Below are 17,284 nucleotides of genomic sequence, written 5' to 3' on the forward strand. Positions count from 1 at the left end.
ATTTCTTCTAGCTAATGAATTTATTACAACTTTGTAAGGTTAATGTAATGTTAATCGATAGTAAATGAAGATGCTTGAGTGTAATTTAAATAAGATTAAAAAGTACTGTTTATCTATAAAATAATCGGGTAAATAATATGTAATTAGGAAGTGTATGAATATGATTGAACTAAAATCTATTATCCATTCGTATAAACTAAAGAGAAAAATAGCTAAAAATTTATACGGAAAAAGAGATGAATTGACACTGTTATTAAATGAATTTAATAAAATGAAATGTACAGTAACATCTGAAAAGAAGAAAAACAATATATTATCTCGTTTGCAACTAATTTATCAAAATATGAAATTAGATAAGCAGTATCCTCTATCAGTTGCTTTTGATAGTAAATTATTGGAGCGATTAGAAAAAGAACCTCTACATACTATTGAGGATGGTGTAACATGTTTACATCTAATGTTAGATGTGAATTATGAGAAAATAAAACAATATGGTTCGAGTACAAGTAGGTCATTTGTTCCATTATCGCAGTCTTCTATTTGTCTTGCTGATTGTATTTGTTTAACAGGAGTTGTAGTAGGTTTACTAGGAGCAATTTCATTTGGGGGATTACTGTTATCTATATGTTCAATTACATAAAGGTTGATATTTGTAAAAAGGGCACCGAATTAAGGTGTTCTTTTTTGGTTTTTTTGTAAAGATATTGTAAATGATAAGTACAATGCATTAAATGTAATGTATAATTCGAATGTATCGAAATTCAAATATAATAGAGGTGTTATACATGATAATTACTTTGAATTTTTAAAAGAGTCGGTTTGATAATAATTTATGTAGATAAACAGTTTTTACGTTTCTTTTAAATACTTGGTTTAAATGGATGAGATTAAGTAACTATTGTTCTAGCTTTTTGATAATCAAGACAACTGAAGAAAGGAAGGAATCATTTTATGAAAAAATTAAGGCTGCTAACATTTGAAAATATAGTAGAACCCCTTTTAAATGAAAAGGTATCATTTATATACTTTCCTATTGAATGGCTGGACATCGTAGAGATACATTATAAGACATTTTTATTAACGAGTAAGTTGAAACGTTTGAATGAAAGATTGTATGATATGTTTTCGGATATATTGTTTATTCAGCATAACCCGTACGTATTAAATGAAAATACACCATGGATTGTATCGAAAGAACCTATTAGACAAGAGCAGCTCGATTATATTTTTCAAAGTTGGTATGAGATTATTCATGATTGGAAACCAAATAGATTAGTAGAACCACCAAAATATGAATGGCAATCCGATTTGATTTCTAATTTGCCAGTACTACATGATAATGAAACGTATTCTAAGTGGGTGCCCGCTTTAATCTCACATATTTTTTGTGAGCGTCCTATATATTTAGAAAATACAAATGAAGAAGAAATCTATTTTTCCCCTCTTAGATCACAAAATATTTGTGAGGCGATGTCAGGGCCGATAAAAGATGAAAAAACACAAGATTTTTTCTCCTATGTATATCGATTCGAATGCATAACCCGCGGTGGTGAGAACGCTCCATTATTAAATATTTCAATAGGGATTCGGAGATTTTATCAAGAATATAATCATCCAGATATTCCTTTACTTTTAAGACGAAAACGAGGCATGATATTGATTTCTACCTCAGAGTTTGCGTCAAATAATAAAAAAATACGGTTTGTAAAACTAAAAATACAACAAGCTACAACCGGCATGAAATGGATTAAGATATTTAGAAATTTAAAAGATGATTTTCAAATAGGGGGAGAGGTGGATTTAGACCATATTCTCCAATATCCGAAAGATTATATTGTAGGAGAAAATAAAAGGGTGTTATTTCCATACAATGAGAGAATTTATAAAGTTCAAGGTACTAAAATAGAACCGGGTATAACAGTAAAGGAAAGAGAGTATTTATTTAAAGAATTTCAGCTTAAATTCTCTTATTTCACAATACTTCCAGAATGTAAAAAGGTAGCTACAAATAACAAAAATGAATTATTTCCTTTATTTGCACCAAAAGGATTAGAGACATTAATATTAGAAGTTTGGTCTGAAAATATAGCGCTGGAAATAGAACAAGCATTACTTGATAGCGAAATTGTTTTGACTAAAGTTGGTGAAAATTCTTATGTATTGAATACAGATTTTCCAGTGTTATTAAAGATTGTGAGATACAATATTGAAAAGGTGTTACAAAATCCATATAAAATGCAATATTGCCAAAAATATAAAACAAATCTTGTAGATGATGTTAAGAAAGCTGTCTATGCTACCGCGGGTAAGCGCAGTGATGCGACATTAGCATTAATCGCGATGAAAAATTGTGATGGACGCGAAAAAATTGATCCAAAACAAATCATTAGAGAGGGATTTGCACGAACAAACCGTATTTCAACATTTATTAATTTATTTATAGGCCAAAATGTATCTCGTAAAACAATTGTAAATAGTGTTTTTAGTCTATTAGAACAAAAAGGATTTTTGAGGCGTAGTTGGAATAAGATAAATCTACCTTGTACATATGTTAGTTTATCAATTGAACGAATATCGAAATTCGATTTCTTACCTATTTTTTCAAAAATAAAAGGAAAAGAAATTTTATATAAATTATATGGGAGTACAGAGTGGCAAACGATTGATTACGTATTATTAAATATAAATAAACATAATGCATTTTTACCACAACCATCAAAGAGAAATGATATGGGAGCTCTTTTTAAACAATATGTTTTCGAAACATTAATGGAAATTGTACAATATGCAAAAGAAAAAAATAAACAAGTTTACTTCATTGTAGATGCAAATTTGAGAAAATATTGGATAAAAGAGTTACAAAATAAAGAAATTAATATAGATATTTTACCTGATATTGTTCCAGAGGTGCTAAAGGTTCCAAATTTAAATATTATTAGAATAAATACAGGTTTTGATGTACCAAGTTACGGTGTAATAGAATCTGATGATGCTCTAGATAGCATTGGCTTATATGCAGATCAAAAAGGGATGTATTATAGCACTGGTGAATATTCACTTACTTGTAGTGGGATTTTTCAGCGATATATACTTGAAATTCTACCATTAGGTGTAAAACCTGTAGAAAGGGATTATATCGCTAAAATGATACATTACATGTGCTGTAATTCTAGTATGCTTTCGAAAAAGAATGTACACATGACATATTCCATGCATATGGAAAAGATAATAAAGAGTTATATTACTGACATAGATGCAAGAGAGTTTAAAGAATTTAATGATGAATTGGATGTAGATGTAGTAAAAGTAGAAAAGAAAGATTCAATTATTCTACTTTAAATACTTGTAAACAAATCCTGCTCGTTATATCGATCAGGATTTGTCATTTTTTTATGTAAATAAGGATATCCTTTGTCAAGTATCTTTTCGTTTACATATTTACTTTATGTGCAGACAGGATTAATATGTTTTTTAGAAATACAAAAACTATTTCATATGGAAAAACGATTTTTATTAATTGAAAAAATTTGAAAGGAATGGGGAATTGTGAAGAAATTAGATGTGCTCTTAATGCTACTGAGCGGCCTCTTTCCAATTGCAGGACTTACAAAGCAAATCCCTCTAGAACAATCTATATATATTGGAGGGCTTTTATTTTTTACTAGTTTCGGTAGTTATTTTGCTAAAAAGATGTATTCACGTATATGCAGCTGGATAGCGTATGCGCCATTTATAACATTACTGTTAGTTATTTGGCATCAGGATATTGCAACAAGCTCAATCATAGCAAATGCGAAAATTGCTGCATGTGTCGCGTTAATTCCATGTTTATTCCGTTTTCGTACATATGGACTTACTTTGGGCTTATTCTCATTATGGGCCGCTTTACTATGGGATATAAAAGAAGTACAGTCGTTAGTCATACTTGAACGCATAACGAGTTTAATGACAAGCCATTATGTATATATATTACTATTAATTGGAGGACTTGTAATAGGAGGATTACTCGCGATGTTCATTCACCGCAAAGAGAAAGATAATAATAAAGAAAATATAAATCTACTTGGACCAAAAAAGAAACACAAAAGATTATCATTTAAGATTCGTCTTCCAAGATTACCGAAATTAAGGATAAAACTATTTAAGTTTGGTGGAAAAGAATCTAAAAGTAAAATGCCAGAAAAAATCCATGAGTATAAGTACGAAGAACCAGTTGCAACATATGAAATGACAGAGCAAATAGATCCATACAAAGAAAATGCAGTTCAAGGTCAAACAAGGATGGAACGCCGAAGAAATAGGTATAATGCATAATGAAGTTTAATAACCCCGTAATGACTTATCTTAATATTGATGAATCATTACGGTTTTTTTATGTAATGAAATGAAGGTTGCTATTGCGGAGGGGAATAGCATATTTTATAGATAGGAACTAAAATAAGGGGAGGATAAAATGCTTATCATTATATATATATCTGTTTGTATATTATTCTTAGTTAGCTTTTTACATGTATATTGGGCTTTCGGAGGTAATTGGGGGACAAATAGTGTTATTCCAACTAAATCAGGGGAAAAGGCGTTTACACCTCGCGCCGGAATGACATTGTTCATTGCATTATTATTAAGTATGGCAGCAATAATTTTGTTGCAACAAGCAAAAATTTTTCATTTTGCAGTTCCTAATGTTATTATTCAAGTCGGTTCCTGGATTTGTATGATCGTCTTTTCTATTAGAGTAATTGGTGAGTTTAATTATTTTGGTATCTTTAAACGACAAAAAGATACACACTTTGCTAGAATGGATACCGGTTTATATATTCCACTTTGTGCATTTTTATCTTTATCTTTCTTATTAGCAATAATTTTGTGAGTAAATAATAGTAGCTGCTTTTCTCAAAATACATGTAAACGTGAGAAATCTAAGGGTAAATAAAAAGGATGTAAGCGCCTTCTTGTCGAAATGTAAATTATTATGAAAGGCGGTGACACTATGAAGTATGTAAAAGTTAGTATGAATGGTGGAAGTGAACATAAATTCTCAATGACTTTAGATCGGTTTGAAGAACTTATTACTGCAGAGAATGGGATATTAGAAAATAAATTAGTATGTATTGAAAATGTAATGATTAATCCTACTAATATATCTTCTGCAGTTGAAAAAATTGGTGTACCGGCTAAGTTTATGGAAGCTTAAAATGTTAGATAAAAAACATCCATTGGGGATGTTTTTTAATTTATAAATATGATAATCGTACAGTAAATATTTGAGTAGATTTTATAGCAATGACTATGCATATATTAAGTACCTGAACATGGTGCTTAATACATGCACGAAATAATAAGTACAAGCATATATTATGTAGTAGGACAAAATCTTCGTGTCCTACTTAATACTCAGAAAAAACCTCTAATCACATAAGAGCGGCCAATTGCAGGGTGCTCTTATTTTTTATGAAAATCTACTACGAGCCTTATTTTATAGTAGGATGCAATAATAAAGGGCTATTTTGAAATAGTGTTTTTTAGCCTTTAATTTTAAATTTATCTTTAACGTTAATAAATATTAAAAATAATATGATAGCAGAAATTAAGTTAGATAAGTAGAAATTTTGATGAAACAGTAGTTCAAAGATGACATCGAAAGTAACGAATAAGGCAATAGCAGGTAGTATGCAAATAAATATAAATCTCCAATTTTTTAAGTAATGTTTATAATTAGTAAGTACTTTCTCCATAAATATAGCTCCTATATTTTTGTTTTTATATAATTATACATTTAGATACAAGGATTTTCAAAGTAAAATATTTAGCAATTCAAAAATATAAGGAAAGCTTTTGTTGAAAATCCAGATTGCTGTAGCAATCTGGATTTGACTTTAAAGAACTATACTAAAATGATACACTATAATCTACGTTATGTTTGAAATGAATAGAGGGATTTGTGTGATAGATAAAATTAAAAATGCTGTAGAGGATATGTACGAAGATGAGGCTAAAGATTTACTTCAAAGTATTCTCATACAGTTAAACTTATTAGAAGAAAACTACAGTGAAGATACAATTAAAAATTTGATGGATATTCCGAAACAATTAACAAGTAATCCTACTTATAAAAGGAATGTAAAAGAAAGTACGCACATACATATTGCTTTTGATGATTCAACGGCTGGTTGCTTAAAATATATGTTAAGTCAAGAAGAATTATTTGAAGAGAGTGTTGTTGCTTTTTCGGAATTCTTTTCAATTGGACCGATATATAGGTTGCATACGAATGAGGGGCAACTAGCAAGACAGAAGTGGTTAATAAATAACTTAACTGCTTATGATAGTTATTTTGAAGAAGAATATTTATCAAGATTTATAGCAACTATAGAGGAACTACATACTATTTCTGTTGAAACGCCTATTACAATTTGGAAGGCTGATAATGCACATGAACATGTAGGTCTAAGCTTTGTAATGGCACAGTTAAAGGATAAGAAAAACATTAGAATTATTAATACGTCTGAAGCAAGTAGAGAATTATTAAAACAAGAGTATGATATTCGTGGAACGGGAGAATTAGCACCTGAAAGTTTAGCTCTATTCCAAAAAAGTTTTGCAAAGTTACCTTTTTTAACTGAAGAGAAGCGCATGAATTTTGAACATGAGTGGGATAGATTATCGGAAAGCATAGAATGTTTAAGAGTGTGGAAAGAAAATGAAGTGCATTTTGTACAAGTAGATTATTTTGATCAATTTATAATTGAATGCGCGAAAAGTGTGGGTGCTGATCGAGAGTTCCTCAAAGCTCCTAGAGTAATTGGTGAAGCACTTGGTCTTGTTGAACAATTGGTTGGAGATACCTTCTTAGAATATCGCTTGAAACAATTAATTAAACAAGAAGTATTTGAATTTGAAGGTTCGTTAGATGAAATGCGTTTTTATAGTGTGAAGTTAAGGAAATAATAAACACATTCTATTTTTGAAAGGCTCGTATTTTTAATAATACGAGCTTTTTAAGTTGAATTTGGGCTATACATAAGCTTCCCAGAGAGGGCATATCACATATGAATGATAAAGGTAATGAATGAAAAGAAGGTGATTTGTTAATATGTATAACCAACAAAATTATCCATATGATCAAGCGATGTATTATAATCCACAAAACTACGGGTATGAACCTACAAATGAAGTGAGAGATATTGAACAAGAAGATTACAGACCAGATGATGCGGAGGATGCTCCAACGTCACCACCACCGTCACAAGCGCCATCGTTACCGTCTACATTTGCTTCTCCAGCACAACCAGGCAATATGAAATCATGGATGTGTAACTGTTTAGGAAGATGGGGCTATTTACGTTTACATCGTCCTGGACCTTTTGGAAGGGATTTATGGTTCTTTCCGACTGAAGTGAGAAGAAACGGAGTATCAGGTTACACTTGGCAAGGTGGTCGTCGTCGTAAAGTAAGTTATCGCTATCAACAAATTAGTAATTTTATGTGCTTCGCATAAAGAGAGGTGGGAGAGTAAAACGATTGTACTCTCTCACTTTTTTATTTTTCAATATACGAAGTAAGATTTTGATTAAAAATTTACAATTTTCACGTTTTTATTAGAGTATAATGCATATGTTGGTTGGTTTTCAAAAACAAATGAGAGTGAGGGAATACAATGTCAATGAAAAACAAAGTTGGGTTAAGCATAGAGGATGGCATTAATTTAGCTTCAGCTCAGTTTAAAGAAGATGCGTATGAAATTTATAAAGAATCGCGAAAAAAACAACCTATATTATTTGTAAACCAAGTTGAAATCGGTAAAGAATGGCTCATTACTAGATATGAAGATGCTCTGCCACTTTTAAAAGATAATCGTTTAAAAAAAGATTGGACAAATGTGTTTTCTCAAGATATAAAGAACATGTATCTTTCCGTTGATAATAGTGACCACTTAACAACACATATGCTAAATTCAGATCCACCTAACCACAGTCGTTTACGATCTTTAGTTCAAAAAGCTTTTACACCGAAGATGATTGCACAATTAGACGGAAGAATTCAGAGAATAGCAGATAATTTGATAAGTGATATAGAGCGAAAAGGTACATTAAATCTTGTGGATGATTATTCATTTCCATTACCAATTATTGTAATAAGTGAGATGCTCGGTATTCCAAAAGAAGATCAAGCGAAATTTAGGATTTGGTCTCATGCTGTTATTGCATCACCAGAAACACCTGAAGAAATAAAAGAGACCGAAAAACAACTATCTGAGTTTATTACATATCTTCAATATTTAGTTGATATTAAAAGAAAAGAGCCAAAAGAAGACTTGGTGAGTGCTTTAATACTTGCAGAGAGTGAAGGGCGTAAACTTAGCGCTCGGGAACTATATTCAATGATAATGCTATTAATTGTCGCAGGACATGAGACGACAGTGAATTTAATTACAAATACGGTATTAGCACTTCTTGAAAATCCAAATCAATTACAGTTATTAAAAGATAATCCAAAACTAATTGATTCGGCTATTGAGGAAGGATTGCGTTATTATTCTCCAGTTGAGGTTACAACTGCAAGATGGGCAGCGGAACCTTTTCAAATTCACGACCGAACAATCGAAAAAGGAGATATGGTTGTCATTGCCTTAGCTTCTGCAAACCGTGATGAAACTGTATTTGAAAACCCAGAAGTATTCGATATTACTCGGGAAAATAATCGTCATATTGCCTTTGGTCATGGTAGCCATTTCTGTTTAGGCGCTCCACTTGCGAGGTTAGAAGCAAAGATTGCTATTACTACTTTGTTTAATCGAATGCCTGAACTACAAATAAAAGGGAATCGTGAAGAAATTAAATGGCAAGGTAACTATTTAATGCGTTCTTTAGAGGAATTACCTTTAACTTTCTAGAATAGTTAAAAGGAGACATGCATACATCGAAAATGATTTACATAGAGTATGTATGTGTTATTTAAATTCGAAACGGAAGGGTGAAGACATCCCAATGATCAACTAATTCTATTTGTAAGAGATCTTCGTTAAAAAACGAAATATTCTTCTGAATAGGGTTAGTCTGTACATTTATAGAAAAGGGATGTATTTCGCTCTGCGAATATATAGTCTTTTTATATGATTTGTGCTGCCTCCTGTTCAGAACATGAAATAGGAGGCTTTTTTATGTCGACAAATGTAGTAACGAAACAAAACAATGGGGTATCACAAGTATTAAAAAATCGGTTTGTACAAGGGATTTTAGCATCAGCATTATTTTTACAAATAGGAATATGGGTTCGAAACTTTGCGGTATTACTATATGTAATGGAAATGACAAAAGGTGATGCTTTTGCTATTTCCATGATTTCAGTTGCTGAATTCGCTCCAATTTTTATTTTTTCATTTATTGGCGGTACCTTTGCTGATAGGTGGAAGCCAAAGAAGACAATGATATGGTGTGAAACGTTAAGTTCCATTTCAGTATTCGCTGTCTTAATTACGCTTATGTTTGGAACGTGGAAAATTGTGTTTTTTGTGACACTCATCTCTGCAATCCTTTCACAGTTTTCACAACCATCTGGAATGAAGTTGTTTAAACAACATTTATCAACGGAACAAATTCAATTAGCGATGTCTATATATCAAACGATATTTGCAATATTTATGGTATTAGGACCAATTCTAGGGACATTTATCTTTCATAGTTTTGGAATTTATATTTCAATCATCATAACAGGTATCTCGTTTTTACTTGCGGCAGTTGTATTGTTATTTCTTCCGAAAGATCTTGAAAACGACGTAGAAAAGAAAGATATCACTCTGCTGCAGGAGATGAAGGATGGTATTAAGTATGTCAAAAAGAAAAAAGCATTAACTTTGCTAGGGCTTTGCTTTATGGCTGCAGGACTAGGTATAGGATTAATTCAACCATTAGGTATATTTATTGTGACTGAGCAGCTAGGATTATCAAAAGAGAGTTTACAGTGGCTACTAACAGTAAATGGTGCGGGAATGATTGTTGGCGGAACATTAGCAATGGTATTTGCGAAAAACGTTGCTCCGCAAAAGATGTTAATTATCGGTATGCTTGGTCAAGCAATTGGTATTGGCATTATAGGATATTCTACAAATTTATGGGTGACACTTACAGCTCAGCTTTTTAGTGGCTTAGCTCTTCCTTGTATCCAAATTGGTATTAATACGCTTATTATTCAAAATAGCGATACCGATTTTATAGGTCGTGTAAATGGTATTTTAAGTCCGCTATTTACCGGTTCAATGGTAGTAACGATGAGTATAGCTGGCTCATTAAAAGAGATGTTTTCATTAAGTATGATGTATGAAGGGACGGCTTTACTTTTTATAATTGGATTATTGTTTATTTTACCTATATACAATTTAAAGCCAGTAATAGCGGTAGAAAGTGAAATAAGTGGTAAAGGAAGTGCTGTACAAAATGAATCCTAATCCAAATATTAAATACCCTATTGAAGGAAATCAAAACGTTCAATTTATAAAAAATACAATAACAAAACCTAATATACTTGTTGGTGACTATTCTTATTATGATGCGAAAGATGGAGAAACATTTGAAAATCGAGTATTACATCATTATGAATTTCTTGGGGATCGCCTTACTATTGGAAAGTTTTGTTGTATTGCATCTGGAGTTAACTTTATAATGAACGGAGCGAATCATCGGATGGATGGATTTTCGGCATATCCATTTAATATCTTTGGAAATGGGTGGGAGAAGTATACACCTAGTTTGTCTGATTTACCTTACAAAGGCGATACAGTTATAGGAAATGACGTTTGGATTGGTATGGACACAACTATTATGCCCGGAATAAAAATAGGAGATGGTGCAATCATTGCAGCTAAATCTGTTGTGACTAGAGACGTCGCACCATATACAATTGTTGGTGGAAATCCAGCAAATAAAATAAAAGAGAGATTTTCAAATGAAATAATAGAAGAATTATTACAAATTCAATGGTGGCATTTTGACATTGAAAAAATAACTGAAAATATAGATGTGATTGTACGAGGAGATATTGAACCATTAAGAAAGCTAAAAAGGGAATAAAAAATGCATGACAAAGAGTATCATACCTCCGAATTTTGTTAATGATAATAGAACAAGGAGGTGTGATACTATGGCACAAGACGTTTTATGTGAAGTAAATAACTGTAAATTTTGGGCGAACGGTAATAAATGTAGTGCAGAGGCAATTTACGTAGTAAGTCATAAAGGTAAACATGCATCTACAACGGAAGAAACAGATTGCAAAACTTTCGATCCAGAAGTGTAAATGTTTGAAGGGTAGCCAAATCGTGGTTGCCCTTTTATTAATTATAGTATTGATAATAAATATCATTTTCATTCATTGTTTTTAACTTTTCTTGTTATTTTTTCATATTTTTTTCATAAGTGATGTAATCCAACTCAATTCATGTTCAATTCGTGATTTACTAAATTCAATGACTTCAGTAATAAAAGATGAGGTAACATCTAGAGACTGAATAGCAGTAAGCTGATTATATAGTACGTTTTGACGTACAGTCAAAATCTCTTTTCTATCCTCATAGTCAAGTTTTTCAAATAGCGCAATACGAACAAGAAATTCTGTATTGTTTGTCGCAAGTTTTTCGGGAAACTCTCGTAACATTTCAGAAAAAATTTCTTCTCCTGTTTCTGTTATATCGTACATATTTCGGTTTGGTTTTCCGACTTGTTTATGTATTTTTTTCGTTATAGCACCCATATTTTCAAAGCGCCGAAGGGCAGGATAAAGCATGTTGTGATTTAATTCGAAATTTTCACCTAAACGATTTTGAACATTTTTTTTAATTTCATATCCATGTTTTGGTCCTGTCGTTAATTCTGCTAGTAGTAAAATGTCAACGTACATAAAAATCCCCCTTATATATTTCTCAAGTTCTCTAATGAAAAATCCCCTTTGGTATATGTTAAAATAACATATGATAGTTTATACAACTTTGGACTGCCGACCTATCACTTTTATTGTAAAAGAAAAGGGAGGAAAGAACTATGGCTTCACCTGAAAATGTTATTTTAGTTCATGAAATTTCAAAGCTGAAAACAAAAGAAGAATTATGGAATCCATATGAATGGTATCGTTTGATGAGGGATAATCACCCAGTTCATTATGATGAAGAGCAGGATGTATGGAATGTTTTTTTATATGATGATGTAAATCGTGTTTTATCAGATTATCGCTTATTTTCAAGTAGAAGGGAGCGCAGACAATTCTCAATCCCTCCTTTAGAAACTAGAATAAATATAAACTCTACAGATCCACCAGAACATCGCAATGTACGTTCCATTGTTTCTAAGGCATTTACTCCAAGAAGTTTAGAACAGTGGAAACCTCGAATACAGGCTATCGCAGATGAACTTGTACAACATATCGAAAAATGTAGTGAAGTTAATATCGTTGAACAGTTTGCTGCACCTTTACCTGTTACCGTTATTTCTGATTTATTAGGAGTCCCAACAACAGATCGTAAAAAAATTAAAGAATGGTCTGATATTTTATTTATGCCGTATAGTAAAGAAAAGTTTAATGATCTGGATACTGAGAAAGGGATAGCATTAAATGAATTCAAAGCATACCTTCTACCGATTGTTCAGGAAAAGAGATATCATTTAACCGATGATATCATTTCTGATTTAATTCGAGCTGAATATGAAGGCGAAAGATTAACCGATGAAGAAATTGTAACCTTTTCATTAGGTTTACTAGCGGCTGGGAATGAAACCACTACAAATTTAATTATTAATAGCTTTTATTGCTTTTTAGTAGATTCACCTGGAATTTATGAAGAGTTAAGAAAAGAACCTAGCTTAATTTTAAAAGCGATTGAGGAAGTATTACGCTATCGCTTTCCTGTTACATTGGCCCGGAGGATTACAGAGGATACAAATATATTTGGTCCTTTCATGAAAAAGAATCAGATGATTGTTGCGTGGGTTAGTGCAGCGAATTTAGATGAGAAAAAATTTTCACAAGCCTCTCAATTTAATGTACATCGAACAGGAAATGAAAAGCATTTAACCTTTGGGAAAGGTCCTCACTTTTGCTTAGGAGCACCACTTGCACGTTTAGAGGCTGAGATTGCATTAACTACCTTTATAAATGCTTTTGAAAAAATAGAGCTATCTCCATCTTTCTGTTTAGAAAAATGTATATTGGAAAATGAACAAACATTAAAATACTTACCTATTCGATTGAAAGCTAAATAAAAATCTTAACAAGGTGCATACATTTGCATCTTGTTTTTTGTTTCTCAATTGTGAGTTTTCGGTAATCACCTTAATATGGAATTGTATAAAACGTAGAGGAGGATTCTTATGTTGACTTGTAATGGAAGTAAATCATTTCAAAAGTTTATTAAAGGTGTTACAGATCTTATGGAAAACGGTTTATTTGAAGAAGAAATAGTGTGTGGCATTGAAAAGTTACTAGAAGAACTTTTAGAAAAGAAAACATGGCTTCCGTTAGATAAACAGAAGGCCAATTTGACTCAATATGCACGACATTTATTGTATGAAGATCCGCTCAAACGTTTTGAAGTACTAGCTCTCGTATGGAAAGATGGACAATCTACACCTTTACATGATCATGACGGCACATGGGGCGTAGAAGGCGTTTTTTCAGGAAGGATTATGGTGCAGAACTTTATACAAACGAAACAACTTGGAAATTCACTTGTTTATTTAACACATACAGGAAATCTTTATTTGGGAGAAGGAGAAACAGATAAAGTAATTCCACCAGCGGATTGTCATATTCTTGAAATTAGCAAAAATGAAAGCGTTATTACGATTCATGTCTATGGAAAACGGTTAGAAAAGTTTAAAGTATATATCCCAACTGAAGAAAAAAATGTGTACATGTGTGAGACAAAATACATTAGTTATAATTCATAGTTTAAAATCCAAAGCTTTTTTAAAAAGAAAAGCTTTGGATTTTATTTTTAATTATTTCTTGACCTGAAACGCTTTTCATAAATTATAAATAAGAAGTACCTCACGAGGATTGTATGAAAACGATACCTAATAATTAATTAGAACTCGTGTATTTATAGAAAGTGGTGAAGAAATAATGAAATTAATCGCAATTGATTTAGATGGAACTCTTCTTTCGGGGAATAAAATGATAAGTAAAGAAAATGCAGAAGCAATTCGAACATGCCAAGAAGCTGGCCATGTTGTAGCAATTTGTACAGGACGTTCTATTGTTGACATTGAGCGATTATTGTTAGAAGTTGATTTAGAGTGTCCAATCATTGCGGAAAATGGTGCTCTTATATATAAAGATAAAAAAATGATGAAGAGATATCCAATTCAAAATATGCAGGCACTTGAAATTGTAGAATATCTTGAAGAGAATGGTTTATATTATCAGCTCTATACTGATAAAGGTGTGTATGTACCGGATTATGGAGTAGAGAGTGTACGTAATGAAATTGAGCATGTGAAGAATTCAAAAGAAAATTTCGACTTGAAAGAGTTAGAAACAATCGCAGCATTATATCTTGAGCATACAGCGTTTCATAGTGCGGAAAGTTGTAAACCAATTGTAGAAACAGATATACATGTGCATAAACTATTACCATTTTCTTATGAAATTGAGAAATTAAAAAAACTCAAAGAAACATTTCTTCATAATACAGATTTAGCAATTACATCTTCATATTGGCACAATTTAGAGATTAATCATCGAGATGCTCAAAAAGGGAATGGATTATATACTTTAGCAGAACATCTTAATATTCCGGTTGAAAACACTGTAGCGATAGGTGATGGGCTAAACGATGTTTCTATGATGGAAAAAGCGAACATATCAATTGCAATGGGGAATGCAGTTGAAGAAATAAAAGCAATGTGTAAATACGAAACGTTATCAAATGAAGAACATGGTGTGGCACATGCTTTATATAAATATGTAATGTAATTAAAAAAAGAAAAAAGAATCCAAATGGATTCTTTTTTCTTTTTATTAGGGGTAAGGTATTCTATGAGATTCATAGAAGCCTTATTACATTTCATTATATAGAATATATTGGAATAAATGTGTATATTTTTCATAAAAATGTGAATATTTTATGAACTTTATACTTATTGCATGTTTATACCGCTATTAGTGACGCGTATGACTCTCAAGTGAAAATTAAGTGAATGTAAGGAGGAATTCAAGTTACCTAGACAATAAATGAGGAATGAACGAAATATATACTAATTAAAGGTGTATTCAGTATATATATTCTTTTCTTGTTTTAATTGAAAAATAAAATTTGTTCGAATAATTATTCTACAGCTATATACCTACACTAGCTTTCTTCGTATAATGGAGAAGTATGAATTTTAGATTTGTATTAATTTTACATATTGAGGTGAACAAAGAATGAATTCGCGGCTAATGGAACTTATTGATGTGAGTACAATAGAAACCATGGCAGAACAATTTTATAAATTAACTAACATATCACATCAACTTCTTGATGCTGAAAAAGAGTGTGTTTTTTCATTCGGAATGAATGAGATAAAAAAGAGTAAACTTCCAAAGATTGAAATCCCCATTTTCTTATACAATCAACATTTAGGATCTTTTGTTGTATGGTCCAAAAAAAGTGAAATTTTCAGTTGTCAAAAATACTTTGAAATGCTCTCAAGTTTAATTTTAGATGGTGCAATAAAGGTATTTCAAAGTAAAAATACAACGTTGCTTTCTCGGAAAGAGGAGGAACTACATACGATTTTACAAAACATGCCTGTTATGGTCGATGCGCTTGATTATAATGGAGATTTTGTTTTGTGGAACCGAGAATGTGAAATCGTAACAGGTTATACCGCTGAAGAAATAATTGGAAATCCAAATGCACTGCAATTATTGTATCCTGATCATAATTATCGCCAGCAAATACAAAAGAAATTTTTAACTTGTGGAAAAAATTTCAGAGATTGGGAAATGCACTTAACATGTAAAAATGGTGAAATCAAAACAATAATGTGGTCGAATATATCAGAACAGTTTCCTGTAACAGGATATAGTTATTGGGCTGTTGGTGTAGATATTACGCATTTAAAAGCGATAGAAGAGCAGTTAAAACAACAAACATCTGAACTTGAATTAATTTTTAAAGCTTTACCAGATTTATGTTTCTTAACAGAAGATGATGGCACGATTATTGATTACAAGGCAGGATCTCCTACGAAGTTTTACGTACCCGCAGAAGCTTTTATGGGAAAAAAGTTTTACGAAGTATTACCATCTTCAGTAGCGCAGCAGTTTCAGGAAGCCATTAATCAAGTGAAGGAAAAAGGAACGAATGTAATTGTAGAATATCCACTCACACTTAATGGAAGTATTGATTTCTTTGAAGCTAGGTGTTTACCATTATTACGTGATAAAATTATGATTATTATACGCGACATTACAGAGCGAAAAAAGACAGAAGAATTGTTAAACAAATCAGATACGCTTGCAGCAATTGGTCAATTAGCAGCTGGCGTAGCTCATGAAGTAAGAAATCCTTTAACTGTAATTAAAGGTTTTATACAGTTATTCCAAATTAATAAAGAAGATCAAGAAAGATATTTTGATCTTATGCTTTCTGAAATTGAAAGGATAGAAGCGATCCTGCAAGAATTTCTGTCAATTGCTAAAACAGATGAAATAAATACAGAAAAGAAAAATATTTATCAAATTTTTAAAAATGTCGTATCGTTAATGAATACAAAAGCAATTATGACAAATATTCAAGTTGAACTATTTACGGATGACAAAGATATAATTATTGAATGCTCAGAAAATCAATTGAAACAAGTATTTATTAATATTTTGCAAAATTCAATCGAAGCTATGCCAAATGGTGGGGAAATTTCAATTCACATAAAAGAAATAAATGATGATGGTGTCATTATTCATGTAATAGATGAAGGAATAGGAATACCTGAAGAAAGAATTAAGAGATTAGGTGAACCTTTTTATAGTACGAAAGAAAAAGGGACTGGTATTGGATTAATGTTAAGTTATAAAATTATTGAAAGTCATCAAGGGACAATTAGTATCATGAGTGAGGTTGGTGTCGGGACAACAGTAACTATTTACTTACCGAAAGTACTAAGTAAACAATCTCTTTCTAATTGTGACGACAAATGTATACCAATACGCACTAGTAGTAATTCTTAAATCAATTAATACCCAATAACAAAGCGATTAGTGAAAACTAAGCTTTTTGTTATTGGGTATTTTTTATATTTAATTTAGTAAACTT

General features: G+C 31.4%; 17 protein-coding genes. 15 read left to right on the forward strand and 2 right to left on the reverse strand.

What is annotated here, in order from left to right:
* Positions 1-154: 154 nt before the first annotated feature.
* The 5 genes from MHH27_RS13340 to MHH27_RS13360 all read left to right on the forward strand — a co-directional run bounded on the left by MHH27_RS13340 (position 155) and on the right by MHH27_RS13360 (position 5,194).
* Complete coding sequence (locus MHH27_RS13340; RefSeq protein ID WP_340942882.1) at positions 155-640, forward strand: homoserine dehydrogenase; 486 nt, start codon at positions 155-157, stop codon at positions 638-640.
* 311 nt (positions 641-951) lie between these two features.
* On the forward strand, positions 952-3,339 hold the full coding sequence (locus MHH27_RS13345; RefSeq protein ID WP_340942884.1) for an RNaseH domain-containing protein: 2,388 nt from the start codon (positions 952-954) through the stop codon (positions 3,337-3,339).
* 207 nt (positions 3,340-3,546) lie between these two features.
* On the forward strand, positions 3,547-4,314 hold the full coding sequence (locus MHH27_RS13350) for a DUF3959 family protein (RefSeq protein WP_000732179.1): 768 nt from the start codon (positions 3,547-3,549) through the stop codon (positions 4,312-4,314).
* 139 nt (positions 4,315-4,453) lie between these two features.
* Positions 4,454-4,870 carry a DUF3995 domain-containing protein gene (locus tag MHH27_RS13355; protein WP_340942886.1) on the forward strand — a complete coding sequence of 139 codons (417 nt, stop codon included), beginning with the start codon at positions 4,454-4,456 and terminating at the stop codon, positions 4,868-4,870.
* 120 nt (positions 4,871-4,990) lie between these two features.
* Positions 4,991-5,194: a hypothetical protein gene (locus MHH27_RS13360; protein WP_340944843.1), complete on the forward strand. Its 204-nt coding sequence runs from the start codon at positions 4,991-4,993 to the stop codon at positions 5,192-5,194.
* 328 nt (positions 5,195-5,522) lie between these two features.
* Here MHH27_RS13360 and MHH27_RS13365 read toward each other — a convergent pair whose 3' ends face one another.
* Entirely contained in the window at positions 5,523-5,735 is a 213-nt protein-coding gene (locus tag MHH27_RS13365; RefSeq protein WP_000416826.1) for a hypothetical protein, read from the reverse strand.
* A 208-nt stretch (positions 5,736-5,943) separates the two neighbouring features.
* Here MHH27_RS13365 and MHH27_RS13370 point away from each other — a divergent pair, with 208 nt between their 5' ends.
* The 6 genes from MHH27_RS13370 (at position 5,944) to MHH27_RS13395 (ending at position 11,292) form a co-directional block, all read left to right on the forward strand.
* On the forward strand, positions 5,944-6,948 hold the full coding sequence (locus MHH27_RS13370; protein WP_340942890.1) for a DUF1835 domain-containing protein: 1,005 nt from the start codon (positions 5,944-5,946) through the stop codon (positions 6,946-6,948).
* A 145-nt stretch (positions 6,949-7,093) separates the two neighbouring features.
* The gene (locus MHH27_RS13375) at positions 7,094-7,498 is read left to right on the forward strand and encodes a hypothetical protein (RefSeq protein ID WP_000282687.1); all 405 of its coding nucleotides are present in this window, start codon (positions 7,094-7,096) and stop codon (positions 7,496-7,498) included.
* A gap of 159 nt (positions 7,499-7,657) precedes the next feature.
* Positions 7,658-8,893 carry a cytochrome P450 family protein gene (locus MHH27_RS13380; protein ID WP_098014921.1) on the forward strand — a complete coding sequence of 412 codons (1,236 nt, stop codon included), beginning with the start codon at positions 7,658-7,660 and terminating at the stop codon, positions 8,891-8,893.
* A 267-nt stretch (positions 8,894-9,160) separates the two neighbouring features.
* The gene (locus MHH27_RS13385) at positions 9,161-10,444 is read left to right on the forward strand and encodes an MFS transporter (protein WP_098014922.1); all 1,284 of its coding nucleotides are present in this window, start codon (positions 9,161-9,163) and stop codon (positions 10,442-10,444) included.
* The gene (locus MHH27_RS13390; protein WP_001069204.1) at positions 10,434-11,066 is read left to right on the forward strand and encodes a Vat family streptogramin A O-acetyltransferase; all 633 of its coding nucleotides are present in this window, start codon (positions 10,434-10,436) and stop codon (positions 11,064-11,066) included. Before MHH27_RS13385 ends, MHH27_RS13390 begins: the two co-directional genes overlap by 11 nt.
* Positions 11,067-11,136: 70 nt before the next feature.
* The gene (locus MHH27_RS13395) at positions 11,137-11,292 is read left to right on the forward strand and encodes a DUF1540 domain-containing protein (RefSeq protein ID WP_000046095.1); all 156 of its coding nucleotides are present in this window, start codon (positions 11,137-11,139) and stop codon (positions 11,290-11,292) included.
* A gap of 102 nt (positions 11,293-11,394) precedes the next feature.
* Here the strand turns inward: MHH27_RS13395 and MHH27_RS13400 are convergent, their stop codons facing one another.
* Positions 11,395-11,892, reverse strand: a complete 498-nt coding sequence (locus tag MHH27_RS13400) for a PadR family transcriptional regulator (protein ID WP_000289127.1) — start codon at positions 11,890-11,892, stop codon at positions 11,395-11,397.
* 140 nt (positions 11,893-12,032) lie between these two features.
* On the opposite strand from MHH27_RS13400, the gene MHH27_RS13405 reads away from it, so the two are divergent.
* The 4 genes from MHH27_RS13405 to MHH27_RS13420 all read left to right on the forward strand — a co-directional run bounded on the left by MHH27_RS13405 (position 12,033) and on the right by MHH27_RS13420 (position 17,199).
* Positions 12,033-13,247, forward strand: a complete 1,215-nt coding sequence (locus MHH27_RS13405; RefSeq protein ID WP_098251514.1) for a cytochrome P450 — start codon at positions 12,033-12,035, stop codon at positions 13,245-13,247.
* Positions 13,248-13,355: 108 nt separating this feature from the next.
* Positions 13,356-13,934: a cysteine dioxygenase family protein gene (locus MHH27_RS13410; protein WP_000954437.1), complete on the forward strand. Its 579-nt coding sequence runs from the start codon at positions 13,356-13,358 to the stop codon at positions 13,932-13,934.
* A gap of 175 nt (positions 13,935-14,109) precedes the next feature.
* On the forward strand, positions 14,110-14,961 hold the full coding sequence (locus MHH27_RS13415) for a Cof-type HAD-IIB family hydrolase (RefSeq protein WP_000766385.1): 852 nt from the start codon (positions 14,110-14,112) through the stop codon (positions 14,959-14,961).
* Positions 14,962-15,411: 450 nt separating this feature from the next.
* Positions 15,412-17,199: an ATP-binding protein gene (locus tag MHH27_RS13420; protein WP_141541677.1), complete on the forward strand. Its 1,788-nt coding sequence runs from the start codon at positions 15,412-15,414 to the stop codon at positions 17,197-17,199.
* Positions 17,200-17,284: the final 85 nt, after the last annotated feature.

The organism is Bacillus sp. FSL L8-0152, from assembly GCF_038006365.1.
GTDB lineage: Bacteria > Bacillota > Bacilli > Bacillales > Bacillaceae_G > Bacillus_A > Bacillus_A cereus.